Genomic DNA, 26,159 nt, shown 5'->3' on the forward strand with positions numbered 1-26,159 from the left:
GCCTCCTCTGGCGACGGGACGTCTATCGGGCGGACGCGAGCTGCGGGGAGTCCGCCGTGTCGCCGGCCGGCCGGGGCGCGCCGAACCAGCGCCGCAGCGCCTCGTCGAGGTCGCCTCCGTCCGGCGCGACCCAGGCGACGTGCCCGTCCGGGCGGACCAGCACCGATTCCGGCGCGGCCCCGTCCTCGCGCGACCCGACCGGCACGCTGCGGACGCGTACCACGTCGACCCGGTCGGACCAGGGCGCGGCGCGACGGCTGGTCTCCCCGGAGCCGTCGGCGGTGATCAGCACGCCGCGCGCGGTGTGCAGCAGCCGCGCGATCCGGTCGGTGCCGCCGTCCGCGAGGTCCACGTCCCGGTCCGGGATCCGCGCGCCGAGGAGCGGGTGGCCCTCCGCGCCGACGTCGTACCGGATGTCGAGTCCGCTCACCATGCCGGACAGGTGTCGCGCCACCACGGGCAGCGCGATGAGCTCCGCCACGACGGCCCGCAGCGGCTCCGTCGCCTTGCCGCTGAGGTTCAGGGTCCCCTGGGCCCGCGTGTTGCGCAGGACCCGGGCGCCCACCGGGTGCCGCTCGCTGTGATACGTGTCGAGAAGGGCGTCGTCCCCCGTCCCCCGGACCGCCGCCGCGAGCTTCCAGCCGAGGTTCACCGCGTCCTGCAGGCCGATGCTCATCCCCTGGCCGCCGGCGGGGAGGTGGATATGCGCGGCGTCGCCGGCCAGCAGGACGCGGCCCCGCCGGTACTCGGTGACCTGCCGCGTGGCGTCGGTGAAGCGGCTGACCCATCGCGCCTCGCCGCCGTGGATGGAGTCTCCGGTCAGCCGCTGCCAGGCGTCCGCCACGTCGGCGAAGGTGACCTGGCGGTTGCGGTCCGGCGGCGTACCGGTCTCGCAGACGATGATGCGGAAGTAGCCCTCGCCGAGCGGGCCCGCCATGACCATGCCGTTCGGGAGCAGTTCGCCGATCATCCGGGGCCGGATGTCGCAGCCGGTGACGTCCGCCAGGTACATCTCGCACGTCGCGTCCCGGCCCGGGAAGTCGAAGGCGGCCAGCTTCCGCACCGTGCTCCGGCCGCCGTCACACCCGACGAGGTACCGGGCCGAGTACTCGGCACGGCCGTCGGGACCCTGCACGGTCACCGTGACGCCGTCTCCCGAATCGGCCAGGTCGGTGAGCTCGTGCCCGCGGTGCAGAGTCACACCGAGCTCCAGCGCCCGCTTCTCCAGCATTTCCTCCACCACGAACTGGGGTGCGCCGCGCACGCCGAAGTGCGAGTCCTCGAGCACCCCGAAGTCGAGCGGGATGCCGCCGAAGTGCCCCTGCCGGGTGATCTCGGTGTTCTCCAGCCTCTCGAGGAGGCCGCGCTGCTGGAACACCTCCGCCGCGCGCGCCGTGAAGCCGATGCCGCGTGACTCCCAGCTCCGCTCGCTCCGCCGTTCGAAGACGGTGACCTCCGCGCCACCGAGGCGAAGTTCGGCAGCGAGCATCAGTCCCGTGGGACCAGCACCGATGACGATGACATCCGTATCCATGATCTGACCTCGCTTCTCGTGGGAGTCCCGCAGCCGGGGGGTACGCGCCGCGGCTCAGGCGGGAGTGGCTTCGATGATCGAGACCGGCGAGGCGGTGGGGATCACCCTGGTGACCTTCATGCCCGCCTTGGCGAAGAGCTCGGTGTACTGCGGCAGGGTGCGCTCCTTCGCGCCGAGGAGGAGCAGCAGCCACAGGTCGATGATGTTTCCGATGTGGCGCTTGTTGTTCTCCTCGAGCACGTACTCGATCACGAGCATCCGGCCGCCGGGAGCGATCGCCTCCCGGACGTTCTGCAGCAGCTGCAGGCATGCCTGCTCCGGGAAGTCGTGCAGGATGTGCTTGAGCACGTAGGCGTCGGCCCCGGCCGGCAGCTTGTCGAAGTGGGAACCGTTCTCGATCGTGACCCGGTCGGCGACGCCTGCGGCCTCGAGCGTCGCCGGCGCGTCAGCGGTCGCGACCTCGTTGTCGTACAGGATGCCCCGGGCCTTGGTGGCCCCGGCGAGGATGCCGGCCAGGAGCCGGCCGCGCCCGCCGACGACGTCCACGATGGTGCCGAAGCTCGAGAAGTCGTACGCCGCGAGGACCGGGTCGGTCTCCGAGTCGGACATGCTGCCCATGCCCTGGAAGAACTCGGCGGCGTACCCGGGGTTCGACATGAGGAACTCGTAGGCGCCCATGCCGCGCAGCTTGGGCATGTTGGCCTCGCCGGTGCGGACCGACTCGATGAGGTGCGCCCACTCCTCCCAGAGCAGCGGGTGCCCCATCAGCATGGCGATGCCGCGCATCGAGTCCGGGGCGCCCTCGCGCAGCGCGTCACCCATCGGCGTGACCTCGAACCGGCCGTCGGCCCGAAGCGCGAACACCGAGCAACCGGAGAGAGTCCTCAGCAGCCGGTACGTCGCCTCGCTGTCGGATCCGACGCGCTTGGCGATCTCCTCGGCCGGCAGGGGCCCGTCGGCGAGAACGTCGGCGACGCCGAGCTTGGCCGCCACGGAGATCGCCTGGGTGATCACCGAACCCTGGATCAGATCGAGCAGCGCGTAGGCCGCCGAGTTGTCCCGCACTGCGGGCACGGTAGGCAATGCGGACATGATTCTCCTCCAGGAATGGGAAATTGCGGGGTTGCCAGACGATAGATCGGTGCCTTTTCCGATCGCAAGCTCCGCCGAGGTCGTTCAACTGGAGAGCCGGAGCGGTTGAAACAAATGGTTCCACCGAGGCTCGAGTGAGATTTCTGAAATTGCTGAGATACTGCCGCGACACGATATTGGTGAGGGGCGGGTCGAATGACGGACAACGGACAGCGAGTTGCGCTGATCACCGGTGGAACCAGCGGAATCGGCCTTGCGGTGGCGGAGAGACTCGCCCGTGACGGCCTCAAGGTCTTCGTCTGTGCGCGGAACCCCGAATCCGTCGAGGAGACGGTCGGCAAGCTACGCGCGGCCGGTCACGACGCCGACGGCGTGACCGCCGACGTCCGGCGCGGTGAGGACGTCGAACAGCTGGTGGCTGCCGCCGTGCGCAGGTACGGGCGTGTCGACGTCCTGGTCAACAGCGCCGGCCGCAGCGGCGGCGGGGTGACCAGCGACATCAGTGACGAACTCTGGTACGACGTCATCGAGACCAACCTGAACGGCGTCTTCCGGGTGACCCGGGAGGTGCTCCGGTCGGGCGGGTCGCTCGACCGCGGCTGGGGACGGATCATCAACATCGCGTCGACCGGCGGCAAGCAGGGTGTGGTGCTGGGCGCCCCGTACTCCGCGTCCAAGCACGGTGTCGTCGGCTTCACGAAGGCGCTGGGACTGGAACTGGCGAAGACCGGGGTCACGGTGAACGCCGTCTGTCCCGGCTACGTCGAGACGCCCATGGCCCAGCGGGTACGGCAGGGCTACGCCGCGCACTTCGAGACGACCGAGGCGGCGATCCTCGAGCGGTTCGAGGCGAAGATCCCCCTCGGCCGGTACTCCACCCCCGAGGAGGTCGCCGGCCTCGTCGGGTATCTGGTCAGTGATGCCGCCGCCCCGGTGACCGCGCAGGCGATGAACGTCTGCGGCGGCCTCGGGAACTACTGATCGCGTCCACCCCCGATCCCGCAACGAAGGCGGTGAGCTTGACATGCACAGCACCCTGATCGTCGGTCGGATGCAACCGCAGTCGTCGACCGAGGTGGCCGAACTGTTCGGCGCGTTCGACCGGACCGACATGCCGCAGCGCATGGGCACCCGGCGTCGGGAGCTCTTCAGCTATCGAGGGTTGTACTTCCACCTGCAGGACTTCGACGGCGAGTACGGCGGCGAGCGGATCATCGAGGCCCGCACCGACCCCCGGTTCATCAGGATCAGCGAGGACCTGAAGCCGTTCATCGAGCCGTACGACCCGGCGACCTGGCGCTCCCCCGCGGACGCCATGGCCACCCGCTTCTACCACTGGGAGCCGCTCGGCTGATCCGCCGGCCGCACTCGCGAGTCGTACGAGTTCCGATCACAAGCACTGCGAGGAGGCCGGCGATGCCGGACGGTGTCGGTACCACTGTGGACTTCTGGTTCGACCCGACGTGTCCATGGGCGTGGATCACCTCTCGGTGGATTCTCGAAGTCGCCGAACACCGTCCGGTCAGGCCGTGCTGGCACGTCATGAGTCTGGCGGTGCTCAACGAGGGGCGCGACGACCTGCCCGAGCGGTACCGGACGGGTCTGCGGTCCTCGCTGGAGGCGGTGCGGGTCTGCGTCGCCGCCGAGCAGCGGTACGGGCCGGAGTCGCTGGGACGGCTCTACACCGAACTGGGTACCCGGTTCCACGTCGACCGGGCGTCCCGGGACCGGGCCACCTACGAGGCGGCGCTGGTCGCCGCCGGCATGGATCCGGGGGTGGCCGCGGCGGCCGGGTCCGACGAGTTCGACGAGGCCGTTCGAGCCTCGCACGACGACGGCATCAGCCGGGTCGGCACCGACGTGGGCACACCGGTCATCGCGGTGGGGGACGTCGCGTTCTTCGGCCCGGTGGTGTCACCGGTCCCGCGTGGCGACGCCGCGCTCCGGCTCTGGGACGGCGTGCTCGCGCTGGCCCGGACCGACGGGTTTTTCGAGCTCAAGCGCAGCCGCACCAGCGGCCCGGTCGTCACCTGATCCGCGCGATGTGCCCGCCCTCCCCGGATCGGGAGGGCGGGCACATTTGTCGCGTCGGCTGGTCAGGCCGCCACAGGGGCGGTCCAGCTGGTACGCAGGAAGTCCTCCAGGCTGACCAGGTCCTTCCGGATGCGGCGGAGTGCCGGCAGGTCGGCGCGGTAGCCCCTGTCGTTGAAGAAGTCGAACATGGCCGCCAGGTCCGGGCGAACGGCTCGGAGCTGGTCGATGGGCAGCTCCTGGTAGCGCGCCGGAATGCCCGCCACGCGCGCAAACGCCTCGGCCATCTGCGGCCCGGTGAGTTCGTCACCGGCGATCTCCACCTGCCGGCCCAGCCAGGTGTCCGGATCCTCGAAGGCGTCCGCGGCGAACCCGGCGATGTCGCTGGTCGCGATGAGCTGCAGCGGGACGTCGGGCCGCAGCCACAGGCCGAGGACCAGCCGGCCGTCCACGAGGCGGGGACCGGTGTCCAGGAAGACCTCGTGGAACATCGTCGGCCGCAGGACGGTCGCCGGGACACCGAGCTTCTGGATGTGTTGCTCGACGTGCCACTTGCTCTCGAAGTGGTCGACACCGCTGGACCGTTCCGCGCCGCCGACGGAGCTGTAGACGAGGTGCCCCACGCCGGTCCGGGCGGCCGCGTCGGCCACCGCCTTGCCCTGCCGCTCCTCGGTGGCCACCCCGCCGGGCGTCCGGAACGTCTGGACGCTGAACACCCCGTGCACGCCGGTCATCGCCGCCCGCAACGAGGCCTCGTCGTCGAAGTCGCCGCGCACCAGCACGGCGCCCGCGTCGGCCAGCGCCCGCGCCGCGGGAGCCTGCGGGTCGCGGACCAGGGCGTGCACCACCCGCCCTCGCCTCAGCAGCTCGCGAGCGGTCGCACCACCCTGCCGGCCGGTACCGCCCAGCACCAGAATCGGCCCATCTACCGCCACGATCCCTGTCCCCCTTGTCGTCAAGTCGTCGATCCGTCGCCCCGGGCCTGTCACCAGGGAACGACGCCTTCCTCCGCCAGGCAGGCGCCCGACGGTCCCGTGTCGTCGAGCGTCGCCAGCCGGACCGCGATCGCCGCCCCCTGAGCCGGAGTCCGGTTTCCGCGGTGGTGGTTGAGGTCCGTCGCCACCACTCCGGGGCTCGCCGCGTTCACCTTGATCGGCGTGTCCCGCAGCTCCTTGGCGTACGCGACAGTGACGGCGTTCAGCGCGGTCTTCGACGACTGGTACGCGACCATGTTGAGGCCGGCGAACGGCGAGTCCGGTGCCGAGTTCAGGGTGAGGGAGCCCAGGTGGCTGGACATGTTGACGATTCGCGCGGCCTCGGCGCGGCGCAGCAGCGGGAGCATCGCGTTCGTCACCGACACGACACCGAGGACGTTCGTCTCGTACACCTGACGGAGATCGGCCGCGCTCACCGTGCTGGGGGCACCGGTGGAGCCGCCGGCGATCCCGGCGTTGTTCACCAGCACGTCCAGGCGGCCGTAGCGCCGCTCGATCTCGGCCGCGGCGTCGACGACGGAGGTCTCGTCCGTCACGTCGATCCGCAGCCGGACGGCGTCGACGCCCCGGGCCGAGAGCGACTCGACCGCCTGCTTGCCGCGGACCTCGTCCCGGGCTCCGACGAGGACGACGTATCCCCGCTCCCCCAGCTGGCGTGCGATCTCGTACCCGATGCCCTTGTTCGCGCCCGTGATGAGCGCGATTCTGCCGACCGGCACGTCTGGAATCCTTCCCTCGTGCTTTTGTGTCCATCCTGATCGGCAGCACGACATCCGGCATCTCTGAAATTGCTCTGCGCGGCCACCGGTTCAACCAGGAGGAATGCACGGTCGAACAATTGAGCGCGTTTCGATGGTTCGACGTTGAGCCGCGCGGCAATGATGTGTACTTTGGCGTCGCGATTCTCTGGCCGCGGCGCGTGGAGGTCCGAAACAATGCAAACTGATGTGATCGTGGTGGGCGCGGGCCCGGTCGGCCTGATGCTCGCCGGCGAACTGCACCTGGGTGGGGCGAGAGTCCGCGTCTACGACCGGCTCGCCGCGCCCACCGGTGAGTCCCGCGCGCTCGGCTTCAACAGGCGCGCCGCCGAGTCGCTGGACCAACGCGGTCTGCTCCCCCGGCTCGGCGCCTTCCGGTGGGGCCCGATGGGCCACTTCGGGGGCGTGCGGATCGCTCTCGACATGCTCGACGACGACCACAGTGGTGTGCTGGGCCTGCCTCAGTCCCGGACCGAGGAGATGCTGGCGGGGTGGCTGAACGAACTCGGCGTACCGGTCCGCCGGCGCCACGAGCTGGTCGGCCTGCGGCAGACGGAGCACGGGGTCGTGGCGACCTTCGACGAGCCCGCGGGACGCGTCGAGGAGACCGCCGCCTACCTGGTCGGGTGCGACGGCGCGGGAAGCACCGTCCGTGCGCTGGCCGGTATCGGGGCCGACGCGACGCCGGCCACCCGGGGCATGTACACCGCGGAGGTCACCGGGGTGGCGCTGCGGCCGCGACCGATCGGTGAACGCCTTCCCGGCGGCAACATGGTGGTGTGCACTCCGGTCGGCCAGGGCCGCTACCGCATCGTGATCCACGACCGGGCGCTGCGCCCGCACCCCGATCCGGCGGCACTGACGTTCACCGAGGTCGCCGACGCGTGGCAGCGGCTCACCGGCGAATCCATCCACCACGGCGCGGCACCGTGGTTGTGGGCCAGCGGCAACGCCTCAGCGGTGGCCGACGAGTACCGGCGCGGCCGGATCTTCCTCGCCGGCGACGCCGCGCACGAGATGCCACCGCTTGCCGCCTGGGGGCTCAGCGCCGGCCTGCTGGACGCGGTGAACCTGGGCTGGAAGCTGGCGGCGGCGGTACGGGGCTGGGCGCCGGACGGCCTGCTCGACACCTACCAGGCCGAACGCCACCCGATCGGACGGCAGCTGATCAGCAACGCCAAGGCCGCGTCGATGCTGTACCTCGGCGACGACGGCGTGGAACCCCTGCGTCGCGTGCTGTCCGACCTGGCCACCGCGAAGGCGGCGGCGGAGCACCTCATCGGTCTGGGCAGCGGGCTGGGCATCCGCTACGACACCGGCCCCGGCGACCACCCCCTGCTCGGCCGACGCATGCCACCCGATCACCAACTCACCCTGCCCGACGGCACCCACACCCGCATCGCCGACCTCCTCCACCCCGCCCGCGCCGTCCTCGTCACCACCGACACCACCACACCACCCACCCACCACTGGCACGACCGCGTCGACACCGTCACCGGAACCTGGACCCACCAACCCGACACCCCACTCGACACCGTCCTCATCCGACCCGACGGCTACGTCGCCTGGACCTCACCCGGCAGCACCGACACCCTCACCGACACCCTCACCCACTGGTTCGGCAGCGTCGACGCCGGCCGGATCGGAGCAGCGCGATGACCCGGGACGTGATCGTGGTCGGGGCCGGCCCCGTCGGCCTGATGATGGCCGGCGAACTGCGCCTCGGCGGAGCCGATGTCGTCGTCTACGAGAAGCTGCCCGAGCGGCCGACGGAGTCGCGCGGCGCCAGCTTCACCCGGCGTACGGCCGAGTGCTTCGACCAGCGTGGGCTGCTGGGCAGGCTGGGCGCGACGGAGCCGGCGGACAGCCACTTCGGTGGCGTGCCCCTCGACCTCGGCCTGCTGCCGGAGAATCACGCCGGCTTCCGGGGAATCTCCCAGTTCCGCACCGAGCGGATGCTGGAAGGCTGGGTGGCCGAACTCGGGGTGCCGGTGCGCCGTGGATACGAGGTCACGGGCTTCGAGGAGAGCGCGGACGGCGTCGTCGTCACCTTCGACGGTCCGGAGGGCAGCGGCCGGGACGCCGCTCGGTACCTGGTGGGCTGCGACGGCGGACGCAGCGCCGTCCGCCGGTTCGCCGGCATCGACTTCACCGGCCCGGAACCCACCCGCGGGTTCTACACCGCCGACGTCACCGGGATCGACACCCGCCGCCGGCGCATCGGCGAGAACCTGCCCGGCGGCAGCATGGTGATGGCGATGGACCTGGAGAACGGTGTCACCCGCGTCGTCGTGCACGAGCGGGGCATGCGCCCGAAGGACCGCGACTCGCTGAGCTACCGGGAACTCGCCGACGCGTGGCAGCGGCTCACCGGTGAGTCCATCCACCACGGACGGTGTCGCTGGATCAGCTGCTTCACCGACGCCTCGCGCGTCGCCGCGGAGTACCGGCGTGGCCGGGTGTTCCTGGCCGGCGACGCCGCTCACGTGCAGCCACCGGCAATGGCGCAGGGTTTGAGCGTGGGCGTCCAGGACGCGGTGAACCTCGGTTGGAAGCTGGCGGCGGCGGTACGGGGCTGGGCGCCGGACGGCCTGCTCGACACCTACCAGACCGAGCGCCTCCCGATCGGGCGGCAGCTGGCCCGCAACGCCCGGGCCGCCATCGAGCTGCGGCTCACCGGCGAGGAGATGGACCCGGTCCGCGGTGTGCTCGCCGAGCTGGCCACCTACCGCGACTCAGCCGGACATCTCGCCGGGATGCTCAGCGGGCTGGGCATCCGCTACGACACCGGCCCCGGCGACCACCCCCTGCTCGGCCGACGCATGCCACCCGATCACCAACTCACCCTGCCCGACGGCACCCACACCCGCATCGCCGACCTCCTCCACCCCGCCCGCGCCGTCCTCGTCACCACCGACACCACCACACCACCCACCTACCACTGGCACGACCGCGTCGACACCGTCACCGGAACCTGGACCCACCAACCCGACACCCCACTCGACACCGTCCTCATCCGACCCGACGGCTACGTCGCCTGGACCTCACCCGGCAGCACCGACACCCTCACCGACACCCTCACCCACTGGTTCGGCAGCGCCCTCACCAGCACCGGGGTACGACCGGCCGACGGCTAGCCCTGTCCACCCCGTCTCGACTGCGGCTAAAGATCCCTCTGCCAACCTCGTCGCAAACCGCAACAGAGGGGGGTCGCACCGGATGTCTCGCCGCAACGGGCAGGCTGCTCTGGCTAGGGAGAGCCTCGCGCTCGCCGTGTCGGACGACGACGGGTCCACCGACGGGGACGGATTCGATCTGAGGAACTTCGAGAGGCTCCCGGCGCGGGACGTGCCCGTCAACGCGCTGTCACCCAACCTTCGTCTGCGTCAGGGCGGGACGAACCCCGCCCACGTGCAACTGCTCGTCGACGCGGCCGGCACCGCGGAGCTTCCGCCGATCCTCGTCCAGGAGGACGGCTGGTGCGTCATCGACGGCCTGCACCGGCTGGAAGCCGCCCGGCTCCGCGGCGACCAGGTCATCAAGGCCCGCTTCCTGGACTGCACCGCCTCCGAGGCACTCGTCCTGGCGATGAAGGCCAACATCGCCCACGGGCTTCCCCTGTCCCGGGCCGACCGCCTGGCCGGCGCCGATCGGGTCCTGGCCCAGCATCCCGACTGGTCCGATCGCGCCCTGGCCGGCATCACCGGGCTGAGCGCGAAGACCATCGCCTCGCTGCGCGCCCGGTCGGCGGGCGCCGTCGATCCCGGGAGCAAGCGGATCGGCCGGGACGGGAGGCGGCGCCCGGTCACCGCCGCGGAGGGCCGGCGCCGCGCCGCCGAGTACCTCAGCGCACACCCGAACGCCCCGCTCCGGCAGGTCGCCCGGGAGGCGGACGTCTCCCTCGGCACCGTGCACGACGTGAGCGCCCGGCTCCGCCGTGGCATCAGCCCCGAGCGCAACGGGCACCGCCAGCCCGCGGACCGCCCGGACGGGGAGCCGGACGACAGAGCCGCGACAGCGACCGCCGCCTCGCCGGCGGCTCCGCGCGCGGTGGTACGACGCAAGGGCTGCTCGGACGCCCCACTCACCTGGGCCGGGGTGGCGGAGAAACTGGCCACCGACCCGTCGATCCGCTACACCGAGGGCGGCCGGGCGTTCATCCGCTGGATGGCATGGCACGCGGGCGCCCCGGATCGGTGGCGCGACGTCGCCGGCTCGATCCCGCCGCACTGGCTGAGCGTGATCGCTCCCATCGCGGACAGCATCAGCAAGGAGTGGAGCCTGTTCGCCGAGCAGCTGAAGCGGAAGCAGGAAGCCGGACAGTAACGGCCGCGGTTCACACCGCACACCGCCGGGTCCACCCGCGCTCGACCGGGATTCACCGGGCCTCGGCGAAACTGCCACGGACATCGCACCGACGAAAGAGCAGGCGACATGGTGGACAACCAACCGGAACGGGCAGACGGGGTGCCACACGTGGTCATCGTGGGAGGCGGCGTCGCGGGTTTGACCGCAGCCTTCTACCTTCGCGAGGCATCGGTACGGATCACCCTCCTCGAGGCGTCGTCGCGGCTCGGCGGGAAGCTGGCCGCGTCCGAGGTGGCCGGTGTCACTGTCGACGAGGGGGCCGAGGGGCTGTACGCGCGGCGTCCCAAGACAACCCGGTTGCTCACCGCAGCCGGTCTCGGCGACCAGCTGGTCCTGGCCGGCGCCACCGCCACGGCGATCTGGACGAGGGGCGCACTCCGGTCGCTGCCCGCCGGCCAGTTCATGGGCGTGCCGTCGGACATGGACGCGCTCGCCCGCTCCGGCATCGTCTCCGCGGAGGGCGTGGCCCGGGCCCGCAGGGACGTCGATCTGCCCCCGACCGAGCGGAACGGCGACGTTTCCGTCGCGGCGTACGTCTCGGAGCGACTCGGCCGCGAGGTGCTGGACCGTCTCGTCGATCCCTTCCTCAGCGACGTGTGCGCCGGCCGCTCCGACGAGTTGTCCTTCGAGGCCATGCTGGCTCCCCTGGCCAACGCGTCCCGGAAGCACCCGTCACTGACCAGGGCGGCGGCCTCGCTCATCCCGCCGCCGCCCCCGGACGGGCAGGAGCCTCCGACCGGCATCGGCACCCTGACCGGCAGCCTCGGGAACCTGGCCACGGTGCTGGCCGCGGCGGTGCGCGCCGACTCGACGGCAGCGACCTTGCGGACCGGCGCGGAGGTCACCGCCCTCTCCCCCGGCGAACACGGCTGGCGGCTCACCGTCTCCTCCGCCGCCGGGACGGAACATCTGACCGCGGACGCGGTGATCGTCGCCGCCCCGGCCGGGCCCGCCGGCCGGCTCCTGGCCGGGGTACCCGGTGTCGCCCCGGCCGCCGCCGAGCTCGCGGAGATCCCGTACGCGAGCGTCGGGATCGTCACGCTGGCCTACCCGCGCGGAGCGTTCCCCGGCGGTCTCGCCGCACGCGGGTTCTGCGGGTACCGCGTGCCGGCGGTGGACGGGCGGGCGGTGAACGAGGTGACCTTCTCGACGGTGAAGTGGCCGCATCTGGCGGGCGAGGTGGAGATCCTCCGGTGCTCGATCGGACGGGTCGGCGACGAGACGCTGCTGCAGCGCGACGACGCCGACCTCGCGTCGCTGGCCGCCGCCGAGGTGGCCGAGGCCACGGGCGCCGTGGGTGCCCCGGTGGCGACGCGGGTGACCAGGTGGGACAGCGCACTGCCGCAGTACACAGTCGGTCATCTGGACCGGACGGCCCGGCTGCGTGCCGCGCTGGCCGCTCATCGCGGGCTCGCCGTGTGTGGCGCCGCGTACGACGGGGTCGGCGTCGGCACGTGCATCGCCGACGCGCGCAAGGCCGTCGACCAGGTGCTCGCCGCGCTCCCGAGGACCGCCGCGACAGCGGCCTCCTCCTGATCGTTCCTCCGAAGTCCCCGGCCGGGCCGGGGTGGCGGTTGCCACCCCGGCCCGGTTGTGTGCGCACTGCTCGCTGACGTCGGCCGGCACAACGACCCACGCCCGGACCGATGGTCCGGGCGTGGCAGATAGAGAGGTCAGCTGAGCGCCGGCCCCGGCTGGCTGTCGAGGAGGCGCCCGATCGCACCGGCCAGGTCCCCGACGGGATCCGCTGCGGCGCCCGCGCTGCGCCACGCGACGTGGTTGTCGGGCCGTACCAGGATCGCGCCCTCGTCCGTGATCTCCCGGACGTCCTGCCACCGGCCGTCGGCCCCCACGTACTCCCCGCCGGCCCCGATCGACGCGGTGACGATCGGGACGGAGAACTTGGTGGCGACCTCCGCGGCCGCCTCCTGCCAGGGTGCCGCCTGCGGGCCGGTGATGAGCACGAAGCCGGTCGACGTGCCGGTGAGGTCCTGGGTGGACAGGACGCGGCCGCCACCTTCGATCCACGCGTGCGGCAGCACGTGGCCGGGCCGCGTCGTCGGGTGGTACACGTCCCGCAGGGGCTCCCGCGGCGGCGGCTGACTGCCGTCGGGGATGACCGCTCCCTCCTCGTACGCGAAGCCGATCTCCACGTCGTGCGCCTGGCACCCGCCCCGGTGGGTGGCGAAGATCTCCGCCGACCGGGCGCGCGCCGCGACTGCGAGCGGAGACGGGTCGACGAGCGCGGCGAACGACCGGTCGCGGCGCGGCTGCGGCGTGTGCTGGCCGAGGCCGATGGCCTCGAGGATCGCGTGGTGGTGCAGGGCCGCGGACACCGCCCAGTCGACGTTGTGCCGCCCGATCGGGTGCCGCTCCGCCTCGTACGTGTCCAGCAGCCTGTCGTTCGCCCGGCCGCCGAGCACCGCGGCGAGCTTCCACGCGAGGTTGTGCGCGTCCTGGATCCCGGTGTTCAGCCCCAGCCCGACGGTGGGCGGCTGCCGGTGCACGGCATCGCCGGCGAGCAGCACCCGGCCCACCCGGTAGCGGTCGGCGACCAGGGACTCCACGGCCCAGTTCGTCACGTGGTGCAGCGTGAGTTCCAGCTCGGGCAGCCCGAGGACCTCGCGGATCTTGGGCACGATCGTCTCCGGCGGGAAGCGCTCCGGGTCGCCCGGCGGGAAGTGCAGGACCCACTCCTCGCAGTGCTTGCCCCAGGTCGGTCCCATCTCGATGAGGTTGCTGGACAGATCGGGGTCGTAGGGGTTGAGGAAGTGGGTGAGGAGCGTGCCCTCCTGCCACCACGGCGACAGGTCCGCGGTGAAGTACGCGGTCGTGACCTGGAGAAAACCGGGAAGACCTTCCATCCGTACGCCGAGCGCGGCGCCCACCGTGCGGCCGCCGTCGGCCGCGACGAGGTAGCGCGCCACGACGGTGGTGACCTCACCGGTGTCGACGTTGCGGACCTCGGCCACGACCCGGTCGCCCTCCTCGGCGAAGCCGACCAGCTCGTGACTGAACAGAATCCGGCCCGGATTGCGTTGCTCGGCGTGCCGGCGCAGGATCGGCTCCAGCCGGACCTGGGGCAGCTTGACCGGCATGACCGGCCCGGCCACCTCGTAGGTCTCGCGCAGCTCACCACCGCCGAAGGCGTCCATCTCCTGGACGACGATGCCGTCGAGCGGCCGGTCGCCGCCGAGCGACGTCAGCCACCGGAGCTTTCCGAACTCCTCGATCGACGCCCCGAGTTCGGCCACCTCGCCGTCGAGCCCGTGCTGACGGAAGATGCTCATGGTGCGCTGGTTCAGATAATGCGCCTTCGGCATTCTCGATGTCTCCGAGTGCCGTTCCACCAGCAGATGACCTACGCCGTGGTCGGAGAGGAAGACAGATGCGGACAAGCCGCATCCACCGCCGCCGACGATGAGAACCGGGACCTCGATTGTTGCCATTGCCGTCCTTCCGGAAGATGACTGTACCGGTCGTGACGCGCTGGTGTCGCGACGGACATCGAACCGCTACGCCGGACCCGCACGGACGCCTCGCAGTTTGACGAAAGCCTCTTTAGTCCCGGTCAAGGACCGATGGACGCCACGGCGCCCCGGTGAGCCGAGCACGCCGCTGAACAGCGGTTTCCGCTCACGCTCCGCCTCAGTTGAACGATCGGCGACGGCGGCGGTCCGGCTCGGTCGCCACCGGACGACGGCCCATTCCGTAGCGTTCCCGCGAAGCCGCCGGCGATGGTTGCGAGTCGCCGAGGAACCGTTGTACGGTCGGCCGCGATGGTCGCCGGCCCGCCATCGTCCGATGATTCCCCACCTCATTCGCCGCACCATCGTCCCGTGCGGCGGAACCGCCTGGAACGGCGATTTCCGGAAGTTATGAGGGTGTCCATGAACTCATCCTTCAACAATTATGCGCAGAGGCGGGAAGGCCCCGCGCGTCCCGTGATCGGAATCAGCGCACGAACGGTTCCGGTGACCGTGCAGGGCCTCCAGACAACCGTCAGCCTCGCGCTCCAGTCCCACGTGGACATGCTCGCCTCGGCGGACGGCATCCCGCTGCTGGTGCCGCTGGTGCCCGGCGCCGAGCACACGGTGCCCCAGCTCGACGGACTGCTGGTGCCGGGCGGCCCCGACGTGGATCCGGCGCTGTACGGACAGGAACGTCATCCCCGGACCCGGTGCGGCAGCCCGGAGGCGGACCGGGTCGAGCTGGCCCTGATCGAGGCCGCGCTCGACGCCGGCCTGCCCGTCCTGGCCATCTGCCGCGGCATGCAGCTGCTGAACGTGCTGCACGGAGGCACGCTGCACCAGCACCTACCGGAACTCGTCGGCCACGACGGGCACAGTCCCGAGACCGAGGCCTTCACCCTCGGCCGGACCCGCCTGGACCTGCATGCCGGCAGCGCGATCGACGGCGTGCTGGGCAACGACGTTCCCGAGGCCCGCTGCCACCACCATCAGGGAATCGACCGGGTCGGCACGGGCCTCACGGTGACGGCCGAGGCGCCGGACGGTGTCGCCGAGGTGGTGGAGGCGGCAGCGCATCCGTTCGTCCTCGGGGTGCAGTGGGAAGCCGGGCAGGACGACGACGAACGGCTGCACCATGCGCTCGTCGGCGCCGCCCGCAAGGGCCGATCCGCCTCGTCACGAGAGCGTGAAGGCCGGCTCCCCGCTCGCGTCTCGCATCCGTGACGCACCGGGCGATCCGGATCTCTCTCCCCGTTCCCCCGAAAGAGCCGCCCCCATCCCCAGGAGAATGCCATGGCACCGCGGATGAACAACCCTTCACTGGTCGTGCCGGACGCCCTGCTGCCGCTGCTCGACCTCGCCAAGGCGATCAACCAGATCGGCGTGCCGGTGCGGACGCTCGATCTGGTCCGCATGCGCGTCAGCCAGATCAACGGCCGGGTCAACATCCTGCCCACCGATCCGGACGCTGCGGCCCAGATCGATCAACGTCTGCACAAGGTGGACGCCTGGCACGACGCCGACTGTTTCACCGAATCCGAACGCGCCGCCCTGGCGCTCGCCGAGGCCGCGACGCGCCTCAACGACAAGGAGGACCCGGTGCCGGACACCGTCTGGAACGACGCCGCCCGGCACTTCACCGAGCCGGAACTCGGTGCGCTGATCCTGCACATCGGCCTCGTCAATATGTGGAACTGCGTCAACGTGTCCACCCGGCAGGCGCCGGGTGACTGGCGCTGAGCCACGGCACCCGATCCACTGAAGAAGGGAACTCCTTTGTTGCGGCTCATCAACACCGGGTTGGGCAGGACCGGCACCACGTCGCTGAAGGTCGCGTTGGAACGTCTCGGTTACGGGCCCTGCTACCACATGTTCGAGGTCGTCAGCGATCCGCACCGCCTGGGCCAGTGGGAGAAGGTCGTCTGTGACGGGCAGCAGCCCGACTGGCCGGCCCTCTTCGACGGCTTCACCTCAGCTGTCGACGGCCCCAGCTCCATCTACTACAAGCAGATCGTGCGGGCCTTCCCGGAGGCCAAGGTCGTTCTCACCATCCGTGACGGCGAGGAGTGGTACCGCAGCACCCACGACACGCTGTACCAGTTCGCCGTGCGGAACAGTGAGAACCGCCCGCCGGCCGGTTCCATGCCGGCCCGGGTGCACCGCCTCGTGAGCACGATGGTGTGGGACGGCCTGTTCGGTGGGCGGTTCGCCGACAAGGACCACGCCATCGAGGTCTTCCGCAGGCACAACGAGGAGGTCGTCAACTCCGTCGAGCCGGACAACCTTCTCGTCTACGACGTCAAGCAGGGATGGGAGCCCCTGTGCGCGTTCCTCGGGGTGAAGGTGCCGGACGACGACTTCCCGCGCGCCAACGACAGGGAGTCGATGCGCCGGACCATCCGGCAGGTGGGCGACGGCAAGGGTCCTGTCGCCGCCCGCTGAGACACGGCGGTACCGGTCGGTGGGGCAGAGCCAGTCGCGGCTCTGCCCCACCGACCGGTACGACCCGTTGCGGGCGGGTTCACGAACAGCCCTGACCGATGTCGACGGCACGACTGGTGAGGATGGCGAGCAGCGTCCTCGCCTGGACGTTGACGTAGCGGCTGTGACCTGCGAGCCATCCGAGCTGGCCCGGAGTGATCCAGTGGTAGCCGGGCGGCGGCTCGGCCGGCGTCGTCGACTCGTCGGTGGCGACGACGAGGTAGCGGCTCTCGGCGTTGAGGAACCGTCCGCCCTCCTCGGAGTGGATCGCGGCGTACCGGATCCGGTCCTGGGGTGCCTCCAGCATCACGTCGAGGAACGGCGGACGTTGCGAGGCCGGCAGGTGGAGGTAGTTCGCCGGGACGCACTGAACGGTCGGCGCGAGTTCCATGGTGTCGAGGAATCCGCCTTCGACCCGGGCATGAACGAGCAGGTGCGGTACGCCGGCGAACGCCCGGTACGCGAAGGCCACGACGCCCTGGGCCACCGGTTCGAACAGCGGCTGACTCCAACTCGGGACCTCCCGGTTGGCTCCCTCCACGGCGACGGCCAGCACCTGGAAGAACCTCTGGTCCTCCCGGTGGATGGTGTACTCGTCCCGGACCCAGCCCGCCACCTCGGTCAGGGGGATACGGCGGGCCCGGACCTCGTGGAGTGCCCGCTTACCGGTGATCCAGGAGTGCAGCTCGACGTCGGACGAGAGGGCCTGGTGCTCGGGATACATCACCGGTGCGCTCGCCAGTACGGTCCGCGCATCCATGTTCACGACGTTGTCGTGCTGGAGAAGCCGTCCGAGCTGGCCCAGGGTGAGCCACCGGAAGTTCTCGTCGGCCGGCACGTCGTCCTCGACCTCGACGATCATGTTGCGGTTGCGCTTGCGGTAGAACCACGCACCGTGCTCCGACTGCAGCACGTCGGTGATCACCATCCGGGGGTCGGGACGGAGAAAGTACTCCAGGTACTTCACCGCCGCCCCGCCGTGGGCCTTCGTGTAGTTGCTACGTGTCGCCTGCACGGTGGGCGACAGCTGGACCAGGTTGGGGTTGCCCGGCTCCACCTTCGCCTGCATGAGGAAGTGCAGCGTCCCGTCGAACTCCTTGGCCAGAATGCCGAGGATGCCGACCTCCGGTTGCATGATGATCGGCTGCTGCCACTCGGTGCCGATGTCCGGCCGGGCGACATGCAGGCCTTCGACGGAGAAGAAGCGTCCGCTGCGGTGTCGCAGGTTCCCGCCGGTCGGACTGAACGACCACCCGTCCAGCTCAGCGAAGGGAATCCGGCGCACCCTGGTACCGCAGGCCACCGTCTCGGCGGCCAGCCAGCCCGGCACGTCGGCCGTCTTGATGCCGGCGCCCTCGGTCGCCGCCGCCGAACGCGCCAGCCGTTCCGTGAGGGCGGTGCCGGAGCGAGGTCTGAGCAGTACGGCTGAGGTCACGGTCGATCACCACTTTCTGGCTCGCGTGTTCCGCTTGCGGCGGTGCCGACGATGCGAAGGCCGCTGGGCAGTGGTGGCCCCAGCCCTTTCCCCACCGCTGTGCGACGGGCCGCGGAGAGACAGTCCCGATGGGGCAATCCGTCTGTGTCTCGGCCATAGTGCAGTGGCCCGCGATCGGCCGGCATCCTCCACGTTGCCCCCCGGGTTGCCGGACTCGACCGCCGACAGAGGAAGCCGCGGGCTTGACGGACCGGGCCGCGCCGAGCATGGTTCGATGAGGTGCCGGATCGGCGCGAGCCCTCTCCGCTGAGGGAGGGCCGTGTCCCGACCGGCCGGGAGCACCGCCGTCCCGGCTCGGTGACGTTCAACTGCATCAATATTCGCAGTTGAAAGCGGCACCTCACACCGTGTTCGTGCCGGAGGGGCCCGCTACGACAACCCGGGACGGGGCGCGGCCAGCGCCAGCCCACGTCGATCCTCCTGCCACGCGGCCGGCGCCTGGCGTGCCGTGACGGCCGGGCACCCGGTGAGCGGTGCCGGCGCAGGCGGCGGCACCAGGTCGGGCAGGGCGAGCAGCACCGGCGGGTCGATCGGCCGGCGGCGACGCAGACGGACCGCGGCGCTGGTCACTCCACCCGCGGTCACCGTCACCGACGGGTGCATTCCGACCAGTGGGGCGTGCGGCCGCCGCGCGTCGAGTCCGGCGCCGTCGGCCACCGCCACCGCGTGCACGATCCAGGTGCCCTCGGGAACGTGCGGCAGGCGGTAGCACGCCGGCCGGCCACCGGGAACGTCGACGATCACCGCGGCGGCCGCCGGGTGCTTCACGGTCTGCGTCCGGAAGGCGCCCAGATACACGCGCGCGTTCCCGTGCCCCTCCGGCAGGCTGATCGTCCCCGCGACCGCGCCCGAGGGACCGTGCGGGGCCGGCAACGCGCCCGGCAGCTCGATGCCGTCGATCTGCGACAGACGCCGGAAACGGCCGGGTGACAGGCCGACGCTGGAGGTGAAGCAATTGCTGAACGACCCCAGGCTGTTGTAACCCACCGACACGGAGACATCGGTTATCCGCATCGACGTGTCAATGAGGAGCCGTTTGGCGTGGTGTATGCGAATGGCGGCCAGAAAGCGCCCGGGGGTGATTCCGGTGGTGTCCCGGAACAGGCGGGCGAAGTAGAAACGGCTCAGGCGGACGCTCTCCGCCACCTCGGTCAGCGACAGCGGTCGGTCGTAGTGCTTCCAGAGATACTCGACGGCACGTTCGACTGCATTTTCCATGGGCACCTCACTACATCCGTGGCAGCCGTCAGCATCCCCTCGGGCCGTCGGGATCAGCTCGAGCACCGCTGGTGCCCGGCTCCGAGCAGCAAATCCCGGGCCGAAGCGCCGGAAACCAATTCGGCACTCCGGTACCGCTGACGTGAGGCCGGGCCGCGAGCCAGGAGGCCCGCCATTTCCGCTCGGCAGCGCCGGTACGGACAGCCAGCCCGCGAATCTTCGCAACACCCCGCGCCGCCCTCACGCGACGGTGCGAGGCGGCGAATCACGGATCTGTCGGACCTCGAACCGGCAGTCGGCACCGATGATCGGTGGCACGCCTTTCGCCGGCCCATTCACCGGATCCCCGGAGTGGCGCATCAGGCCGGAGCAGCCTCATCGACCGACCACGTCCCGCGACAATTCGTGGCTCCGCGGAGATGAGGGGCGAACCGGCCCGGTTCGCGCAACAGGGTCACCGGTTACCGCCCGATTCCTGGCGCGGCGCGTCCCCCTATTCGCCGGAAACCGGCGCTGGTCTTCCCGGAAGTCGAACCGGCCCGGAAACGACGCTGCTGCGAAGTCGCTGCGGCGGCTCGGTGGTACGGCCGGAAGCGGGGCGGACGTTGCAGACCGTGATCCGCCGGCCCTCCGACGCGGTCGCCGCCGGGTTCGTCGGCCGACCCGCCGCCTGGCGCGAATTCGGTTGCCCAGGGCACCTGACGAGCATTTGTGACGAACGCCACCGGTGTGGATCACGGCCTGCATCGACGCGGACCGGGCACCGATGAGGCTCGCCGCGAGCTGGCCCCAGCGGACGCTTTCCGTTGCTTCGACGCGGCCCCCGGAGGCCATCGGCCGCACCCCGGCAGCAGCGCGGGAACCGGCGGGCGCCGAGTCCGTCGAAGCAGTCTAAAGAGGACGCGTCCCAAATCTCGACACATCGACTTCTCGCAGCTCAGCCTCCGGATACGCGATCCCACCCCAACTTTTGCAGCGCATCAGGTAAGCGGTCGGGTACGATAAACCCGCAGTTCCCCGGGACCACCGGATCACACCACAATGCGTAATCGCGTGCAGTAATCCAGTTATTCGATCTTGTAGGGGGAGACTCATCGAGTAAAAAACTTGCACCCGTTACCATCGGCGCCGAGCCGGGCCTTGTGCCCCAATCGCGCCTATTTTCACATTCGCGTGAATAAAATCGTTGTGTACCGAAGACGCATCGGTCAAGCATTTGTTATGTCACGACGGAGAGCTCGGCCACAGCAATCCGAAACGGGGCAGGAGATTATATGGAGAAGAATCAGAAGCCACTCAGTATCGGGCTGCTCGGCCCACTGTCCCTACGTTTCTGCCGGACGGCGGTGACGGCAAGCGCACCGAAACAACGACAGGTTCTCGCTCTTCTCGCGCTCAATGCGGGCCGCGTCGTCACCGTGCCGACACTTATCGAAGAACTGTGGGGGGACCGCCCACCACGAAGCCACGCCACCACGTTGCAGACGTACATTCTGCAGCTGCGCAACGCTCTTGCCGCCGCCGGCTGCGGAAATCTGCGGGCACGGCAGATCATCAGCACCCGCCACAACGGTTATCTGCTCGAGGACCACGCCTGCGAAACGGACGTCGAGGTCTACAACCGCCATCTCGTCGCCGGTCGCGAAGCGGCCGAGTCAGACGATCACCGCCGGGCTTCCCACGAATTCAGTCGCGCGCTGCAGGTATGGCGCGGCTCGGCACTGGTCGACGTCCGAATGGGGCCGATACTCGAGATCGAGGCGGCTTCGTTGGAGGAGAGCCGGCTCGGCGCGCTGGAACGCCGGATCGAGGCCGACCTCGCTCTCGGGCGGCACTCCGACCTGCTGGCCGAGCTGACGCTCCTGACGGCCCGGAATCCGATGAACGAGAACCTCTGTGCCCTGCTGATGACAGCCATGTACCGCGCCGGCCACGTCGGTCGATCGCTGCAGGTCTATCACCGCCTTCGTGCCGTGCTGAACGACGAGCTCGGCGTCGAACCAGGCCCGCGGGTGCAACGACTCCTGGCCGCGATCCTCGCCGGCGATCCGGGGTTGGAGGGCGGCGTCACCGCCATCGCCTCGTAGACCTCGCCGCCGGCGCGGCGATTCGGACCGCGTCAGGCACGACCGCTCCTCGACCGGACGTCAACCAGCCAGCCGCACGTTGGCTGCGGATTCATCCGTGCGGGCCCACTGAGGAGAGCGCCATGCGCAAGGTCGTTTCGCGGGACGGTACGACGATCGCCTATGAACGAGCCGGCGAAGGGCCACCGATCGTCTTGCTGAACGGCGCGTTTCGCGATCACACGATCTTCGACGCGCTCGTGCCCGAGCTGGCGCCGTACTGCACCACGTTCGTCTACGACCGCCGAGGACGGGGGCAGAGCGGTGACTCGCCCGTCTACGAGGTCGAGCGCGAGATCGAGGATCTCGCCGCGGTGATCGAGGAGGCCGGCGGCAGCGCTGTGGTGTTCGCCGGTTCGTGCGGCGCGAACCTCGCGCTGGAGGCGGCGATGGCGGGTCTGGCGATCACGAAGCTCGCACTGCACGAGCCGTACTTCCGGGTCGACGGTCACCCGAAGCCGCCCCTCGACGCCGCCGACGCGCTCCGGACGCTTGTTGCCGACGGCAGGCGCGGCGAAGCGGCGGAGTACTTCCTCACGGTGCTGATGGGACTGCCGCCCGAGGCGATCGGCCAGTGGCGGCAGGGCCCACTGTGGGCGACGAACGAGGCGAACGCCCACACGCTCGCGTACGACACGGCGATCTGCGGTGACTTCGACGTCCCGGTCGAGCGGCTCGCGGCCCTCCGGACGGAGACGTTGGTCGTCAACAGCGACGGCACCAGTGACTGGCTGCGGGCGGCGGCGCAGGCGACGGCGAAGGCCCTGCCCAACGGCTCCGGACGCGAACTGCCCGGATCCTGGCACCGGGTGGAGACCGAAATCCTCGCCCGGGTCCTGGTCGAATTCGTCAAGGCCTGAGGCTCACCGGCGCACGGAAGGACGCTCTTATGGAACCGTCGGCACACGGGCCTTCCCGTCCGGATCGGCCCGACACCCGTCAGGAATCGAGAAGCAACCGGGCACCGTCTGTCAGTAGCGTGACACGCATGGGAGTCAAGGTTTCACAGTGCTTCGTCGCCGTGGACGACCACGAGAAGGCAATTGCCTTCTACCGGGATGTCCTCGGTTTCGAGGTGCTCAAGGACATAGCGTTCGAGGGACTGCGCTGGGTGACTCTCGGTTCGGCCGCACAGCCTGACGCCGACATCGTCCTCCAGTCCCTTGTCGTCGATCCGGAGACTTCGCCCGCCGACCAGCAGGCCCTCGCAAGCCTTTTGGCGAAGGGGTTGCTGCCCGGTCTCGTGTTCCGTACCGACGACTGCGACGCCACGTTCGAGCGCCTCCGCGAAGCGGGAGCGACGGTCACGCAGGAACCGACCGATCAGCCCTGGGGCGTTCGCGACTGCGCCGTCCAGGATCCCGCCGGCAACGCGCTGCGTTTCGCGCAACCGCGTTCCCGATGACTGCTCGGGGACGTTGTTCCCGGGGCGAATGCGAACGCGACTGATTCCGACTCCCTCGCTTTGTCCCACTCATCGCCTAATCCAGGACGGAACGGATGATCGAAGCCAGGAACCTTACCAAGCGCTACGGCGACAAGACCGCGGTGAAGGATCTGTCCTTCACCGTCGGCCCCGGCAAGGTGACCGGATTCCTCGGGCCCAACGGCGCCGGAAAATCAACGACGATGCGCCTGTTGCTGGGCCTCGACCGTCCCGACGGCGGCAACGCCACCATCGACGGCAAGCAGTACCACGAACTCGCCACGCCGCTGACCGTCGTCGGCTCGTTGTTGGAGGCCAAGGCCGTGCACCCCGGCCGCAGCGCGTACAACCACCTGCTCTGCCTCGCCCAGTCGCAGGGCATCGGCAAGAAGCGGGTGAACGAGGTCCTCGACCTCGTCGGGCTGACGGAGGTAGCACGCAAGCGGGCCGGCGGCTTCTCCCTCGGTATGGGGCAGCGTCTCGGGCTGGCCGCCGCCCTGCTCGGCGACCCGTCCGTGCTGATCCTGGACGAGCCGGTCAACGGGCTCGACCCTGAGGGCATCCTGTGGATTCGCACCCTGATGAGGAAACTGGCGGCCGAGGGGCGAACCGTGTTCGTCTCCAGCCACCTGATGAACGAGATGGCGGTGACCGCCGAGCATCTCATCATCATCGGACGCGGCCGGTTGGTCGCCGACTGCCCCACCCAGGAGTTCATCGAACGCGGCAAGAAGCAGACGGTGCTGGTCCGCAGCCCGCACGCCGACCTGCTGGCCGAGGCGATCACGCGTGAGGGCGGCGAGGTGACCCGCAACGGCGACGGCGAACTGAGTGTCCAGGACATGACGGCGGCCCGGATCGGCGAGATCGCCTCCGCCGGGGGGCACGTCCTGCACGAGGTCGTGCCGCAGCGAAGCACATTGGAAGAGGCGTTCATGGAACTGACGCGCGAGAGCGTCGAGTACACCGGTACCGGTGGCACCGGATCCACCCGCGAAACCGTCGCCCCCAACTCCCGAGGAGCTGCCCGATGACCACGGCCACTGCTGACGTCACCACGACACCGGTGGCCAGTCGCTCCGGGTTCGGCCAGGTGATGCTCTCCGAATGGACGAAGCTGAAGTCGGTGCGGTCGACCGGATGGTCGCTCGCCCTGCTCGCGGTGCTGTATCCGGCCTTCACGGCGCTGTTCGTCGGCCTGACCGTCGCCTCGTGGGATCAGATGACCGAGAGCGACCGGGCCCTGGCCGCCTCGGATCCCGCCGCCGTCATCCTCGGCAGCGGCTTCCTGATCAGCCAGCCGGCGATCTGCGTCCTGGGTGTCATGGCGATCGCGTCGGAGTACTCGACCGGCATGATCCGTGCCAGCCTCCTCGCCGTACCGCGGCGGATGCCGCTTCTCGCCGCCAAGGCCGTGGTGTTGTGCCTGCTGGTCCTGGCCGTGAGTCTCGTGGCGGCGTTCGCCTCCTTCTTCGTCGGGGCCTCGATGCTGGCCAGCAAGGTCGACGTCTCGCTGGGCGACCCCGGTGTGGCGAGGGCCGTGGTGGGCACGGCGCTGTACCTGGCCGTGCTGAGCCTGTTCGCGTTCGCCATCGGCGCCATCGTCCGGCGCACCGCGGCCGGCATCACCAGCGTGATCATGTTCGTGCTCGTGCTGGCTCCGCTGGTCCAGCTGCTGCCCGGCAAGGTCGGTGAGTACGCCCACGCGTACCTGCCCACCGAGGCCGGAATCCTCATCGGGCAGGCCACGAAGCTCCCCGGCGATCTGCTCACGCCGTGGCAGGGCTTCGGAGTGTTCTGCCTGTGGACCGCCGCGCTGCTCGCGCTCGCAGCTGTCCTGCTCAAGCGCCGAGACGCCTGACCGACGACGAAACCCGTGTGCCCACGGCGTCGCGCGACGCCGTGGGCACACGGGCTGCAGAGACGGGCCGGAAGCGCGGGCCGGCCGAGCAGCTGTCGCTGCTCGGCCGGACTATGACGCTGGGTCGCCCGCGCTGTTTTCGACCGCGGAAATCAACCCATAGCCTTCTTCAGAAGCTTCTTGATCGTCGCCTCACCCTTGTCGCTGAGCTCGGTGAGAGCGAAGGACGTCGGCCAGAGGCCGTGGTCCTCGTCGAGCTTCGCTTCCGTCGTGAACCCGAACGACGAGTAGCGTTCCTTGTCCACCTTGCCGCTGCGGAAGAAGCACACCACCTTCCCGCCGCGGGCGTAGGCGGGCTGGCCGTACCACAGCTTCGGGGCCAGTTCGGGAGCGGTTTCCGTGATGATGGCGTGCAGGCGCTCGGCCACCTTCCGGTCAGGCTGCCCCATCTCGGCGATCTTCGCGAGCACGTCCTTCTCGTCGGCCGCCGCCTTGTTCGCGCTCTTGCTGCGGCGAGCCTCCGACTTCAACTCGGCCGCGCGGTCCTTGATGGCGGCTCGCTCGACCTCGGAGAATCCCTCATCGGAAGACTTGCTCTGCTTGCCGACCTTACTGGCTTTCGACGTGGTGCTCACTTAGGTACCGCTCCTCTCTCTCGTCACCGTTCTCCTCAGGCTAGTCGCACCCGGTGTGCCACGCCTTCTCTATTCCTGATCACTTTCTTTCCGGTACCCACGATCCGTATTGCCAGAAACCGAGGTCGAATCAGGAATGTCTTCGCCTTCATCGGCGGCGGTGAGGTGATGGTGCGGGGCGGCTCACCAGGTCTTGCCGGCCTGTTCCCGGATGGAGTGGTTGATCCGGTTGAAGAAGTTGGTCATGGCGATCTCCAGGACGATCGCGTTCAACTCCTCCTCGCTGAAGTGTTCGGCGGCGGCGTCCCAGACCTGATCGGTCACGCCGGGGGCACCGTCCTGAATGCGGGTGGCGGCCTCGGTCAGCGCGAGCGCCGCCCGCTCCTGTTCGCTGAAGAACGGCGTCTCCCGCCACGCGACCACGTGGTGCAGCCGCTCGTCCGTCTCGCCGGCCTTCTTCGCCCCCGAGACGGACGCGAAGACGCACGGCGCACAGCCGTTGATCTGACTGGCGCGGAGGTGGACCAGCGACAGCAGGCGCGGCTCGACACCCCCGGCGGCTATCGCCTTGTGGAGGTGCTGGACCGCAGTCATCAGATCCGGGTTCATCGCACTCTTGAGGCGTGGTTCCATCAGTCCCTGCTCCTTCAGCGGTTACCCGGGCCCGCC

General features: G+C 70.0%; 24 protein-coding genes and 1 pseudogene. 16 read left to right on the top strand and 9 right to left on the bottom strand.

What is annotated here, in order from left to right:
* Nucleotides 1-22: 22 nt before the first annotated feature.
* Both ACQP26_RS19135 and ACQP26_RS19140 read right to left on the bottom strand, forming a co-directional pair.
* Nucleotides 23-1,534 (bottom strand): FAD-dependent monooxygenase, encoded by a 1,512-nt coding sequence (locus ACQP26_RS19135; RefSeq protein WP_269705340.1) that lies wholly within the window; start codon nt 1,532-1,534, stop codon nt 23-25.
* A gap of 54 nt (nt 1,535-1,588) precedes the next feature.
* Nucleotides 1,589-2,626, bottom strand: a complete 1,038-nt coding sequence (locus ACQP26_RS19140; RefSeq protein ID WP_433493571.1) for a methyltransferase — start codon at nt 2,624-2,626, stop codon at nt 1,589-1,591.
* Nucleotides 2,627-2,821: 195 nt separating this feature from the next.
* On the opposite strand from ACQP26_RS19140, the gene ACQP26_RS19145 reads away from it, so the two are divergent.
* From ACQP26_RS19145 to ACQP26_RS19155, 3 genes are all read left to right on the top strand, one after another.
* A complete protein-coding gene (locus tag ACQP26_RS19145; RefSeq protein ID WP_269705338.1) occupies nt 2,822-3,607 on the top strand; it encodes an SDR family NAD(P)-dependent oxidoreductase in 786 nt (261 codons plus the stop codon).
* 43 nt (nt 3,608-3,650) lie between these two features.
* On the top strand, nt 3,651-3,980 hold the full coding sequence (locus ACQP26_RS19150) for a TcmI family type II polyketide cyclase (RefSeq protein WP_269705336.1): 330 nt from the start codon (nt 3,651-3,653) through the stop codon (nt 3,978-3,980).
* A 62-nt stretch (nt 3,981-4,042) separates the two neighbouring features.
* Complete coding sequence (locus ACQP26_RS19155) at nt 4,043-4,660, top strand: mycothiol-dependent nitroreductase Rv2466c family protein (protein WP_269705335.1); 618 nt, start codon at nt 4,043-4,045, stop codon at nt 4,658-4,660.
* 62 nt (nt 4,661-4,722) lie between these two features.
* Here ACQP26_RS19155 and ACQP26_RS19160 read toward each other — a convergent pair whose 3' ends face one another.
* Together ACQP26_RS19160 and ACQP26_RS19165 are read right to left on the bottom strand one after the other, a co-directional pair.
* Nucleotides 4,723-5,592: an NmrA/HSCARG family protein gene (locus ACQP26_RS19160; protein WP_433493572.1), complete on the bottom strand. Its 870-nt coding sequence runs from the start codon at nt 5,590-5,592 to the stop codon at nt 4,723-4,725.
* 50 nt (nt 5,593-5,642) lie between these two features.
* Nucleotides 5,643-6,371 (bottom strand): SDR family oxidoreductase, encoded by a 729-nt coding sequence (locus ACQP26_RS19165; protein WP_281577418.1) that lies wholly within the window; start codon nt 6,369-6,371, stop codon nt 5,643-5,645.
* Between the two features lie 26 nt (nt 6,372-6,397).
* Here ACQP26_RS19165 and ACQP26_RS19170 point away from each other — a divergent pair, with 26 nt between their 5' ends.
* The 5 genes and pseudogenes from ACQP26_RS19170 to hemG all read left to right on the top strand — a co-directional run.
* On the top strand, nt 6,398-6,598 hold the full coding sequence (locus ACQP26_RS19170; RefSeq protein ID WP_281577417.1) for a hypothetical protein: 201 nt from the start codon (nt 6,398-6,400) through the stop codon (nt 6,596-6,598).
* Complete coding sequence (locus ACQP26_RS19175; RefSeq protein ID WP_433493573.1) at nt 6,588-8,069, top strand: FAD-dependent monooxygenase; 1,482 nt, start codon at nt 6,588-6,590, stop codon at nt 8,067-8,069. Before ACQP26_RS19170 ends, ACQP26_RS19175 begins: the two co-directional genes overlap by 11 nt.
* Nucleotides 8,066-9,547, top strand: coding sequence for an FAD-dependent monooxygenase (locus ACQP26_RS19180; RefSeq protein ID WP_433493574.1), 1,482 nt, complete (start codon nt 8,066-8,068; stop codon nt 9,545-9,547). The genes ACQP26_RS19175 and ACQP26_RS19180 overlap by 4 nt, the downstream gene beginning before the upstream one ends.
* 82 nt (nt 9,548-9,629) lie before the next feature.
* On the top strand, nt 9,630-10,736 hold the full coding sequence (locus ACQP26_RS19185; RefSeq protein WP_332367319.1) for a ParB/RepB/Spo0J family partition protein: 1,107 nt from the start codon (nt 9,630-9,632) through the stop codon (nt 10,734-10,736).
* Nucleotides 10,737-10,823: 87 nt separating this feature from the next.
* Nucleotides 10,824-12,314, top strand: a pseudogene (gene hemG, locus ACQP26_RS19190) (protoporphyrinogen oxidase); the annotation flags it as partial.
* A 137-nt stretch (nt 12,315-12,451) separates the two neighbouring features.
* Here hemG and ACQP26_RS19195 read toward each other — a convergent pair.
* Nucleotides 12,452-14,227 (bottom strand): FAD-dependent monooxygenase, encoded by a 1,776-nt coding sequence (locus ACQP26_RS19195; RefSeq protein WP_433493575.1) that lies wholly within the window; start codon nt 14,225-14,227, stop codon nt 12,452-12,454.
* Between the two features lie 441 nt (nt 14,228-14,668).
* Here ACQP26_RS19195 and ACQP26_RS19200 point away from each other — a divergent pair, with 441 nt between their 5' ends.
* The 3 genes from ACQP26_RS19200 to ACQP26_RS19210 all read left to right on the top strand — a co-directional run bounded on the left by ACQP26_RS19200 (nt 14,669) and on the right by ACQP26_RS19210 (nt 16,690).
* A complete protein-coding gene (locus ACQP26_RS19200; protein ID WP_281577411.1) occupies nt 14,669-15,472 on the top strand; it encodes a gamma-glutamyl-gamma-aminobutyrate hydrolase family protein in 804 nt (267 codons plus the stop codon).
* A gap of 69 nt (nt 15,473-15,541) precedes the next feature.
* Nucleotides 15,542-15,988: a carboxymuconolactone decarboxylase family protein gene (locus tag ACQP26_RS19205; protein ID WP_281577410.1), complete on the top strand. Its 447-nt coding sequence runs from the start codon at nt 15,542-15,544 to the stop codon at nt 15,986-15,988.
* A gap of 36 nt (nt 15,989-16,024) precedes the next feature.
* A complete protein-coding gene (locus ACQP26_RS19210) occupies nt 16,025-16,690 on the top strand; it encodes a sulfotransferase family protein (protein WP_433493576.1) in 666 nt (221 codons plus the stop codon).
* 79 nt (nt 16,691-16,769) lie between these two features.
* Here the strand turns inward: ACQP26_RS19210 and ACQP26_RS19215 are convergent, their stop codons facing one another.
* Complete coding sequence (locus ACQP26_RS19215) at nt 16,770-18,164, bottom strand: NDP-hexose 2,3-dehydratase family protein (RefSeq protein WP_433493577.1); 1,395 nt, start codon at nt 18,162-18,164, stop codon at nt 16,770-16,772.
* Between the two features lie 429 nt (nt 18,165-18,593).
* Nucleotides 18,594-19,508, bottom strand: coding sequence for a helix-turn-helix domain-containing protein (locus ACQP26_RS19220; protein ID WP_281577407.1), 915 nt, complete (start codon nt 19,506-19,508; stop codon nt 18,594-18,596).
* Nucleotides 19,509-20,716: 1,208 nt separating this feature from the next.
* Between ACQP26_RS19220 and ACQP26_RS19225 the strand changes: the two genes are divergently transcribed.
* From ACQP26_RS19225 to ACQP26_RS19245, 5 genes are all read left to right on the top strand, one after another.
* Nucleotides 20,717-21,529: an AfsR/SARP family transcriptional regulator gene (locus ACQP26_RS19225; RefSeq protein WP_433493578.1), complete on the top strand. Its 813-nt coding sequence runs from the start codon at nt 20,717-20,719 to the stop codon at nt 21,527-21,529.
* A gap of 122 nt (nt 21,530-21,651) precedes the next feature.
* Nucleotides 21,652-22,428, top strand: a complete 777-nt coding sequence (locus ACQP26_RS19230; protein ID WP_433493579.1) for an alpha/beta fold hydrolase — start codon at nt 21,652-21,654, stop codon at nt 22,426-22,428.
* A gap of 128 nt (nt 22,429-22,556) precedes the next feature.
* The gene (locus ACQP26_RS19235) at nt 22,557-22,973 is read left to right on the top strand and encodes a VOC family protein (RefSeq protein WP_269705315.1); all 417 of its coding nucleotides are present in this window, start codon (nt 22,557-22,559) and stop codon (nt 22,971-22,973) included.
* Nucleotides 22,974-23,068: 95 nt separating this feature from the next.
* Complete coding sequence (locus ACQP26_RS19240; protein WP_281577405.1) at nt 23,069-24,028, top strand: ABC transporter ATP-binding protein; 960 nt, start codon at nt 23,069-23,071, stop codon at nt 24,026-24,028.
* A complete protein-coding gene (locus tag ACQP26_RS19245; RefSeq protein WP_269705313.1) occupies nt 24,025-24,855 on the top strand; it encodes an ABC transporter permease subunit in 831 nt (276 codons plus the stop codon). The genes ACQP26_RS19240 and ACQP26_RS19245 overlap by 4 nt, the downstream gene beginning before the upstream one ends.
* Before the next feature lie 152 nt (nt 24,856-25,007).
* Here ACQP26_RS19245 and ACQP26_RS19250 read toward each other — a convergent pair whose 3' ends face one another.
* Nucleotides 25,008-25,490 (bottom strand): iron chaperone, encoded by a 483-nt coding sequence (locus tag ACQP26_RS19250; RefSeq protein ID WP_269705312.1) that lies wholly within the window; start codon nt 25,488-25,490, stop codon nt 25,008-25,010.
* 183 nt (nt 25,491-25,673) lie between these two features.
* Nucleotides 25,674-26,123 carry a carboxymuconolactone decarboxylase family protein gene (locus tag ACQP26_RS19255; RefSeq protein ID WP_433493580.1) on the bottom strand — a complete coding sequence of 150 codons (450 nt, stop codon included), beginning with the start codon at nt 26,121-26,123 and terminating at the stop codon, nt 25,674-25,676.
* Between the last annotated feature and the right edge of the window lie 36 nt (nt 26,124-26,159).

Source organism: Micromonospora sp. CA-248089 (assembly GCF_050948515.1).
Taxonomy (GTDB): domain Bacteria; phylum Actinomycetota; class Actinomycetes; order Mycobacteriales; family Micromonosporaceae; genus Micromonospora.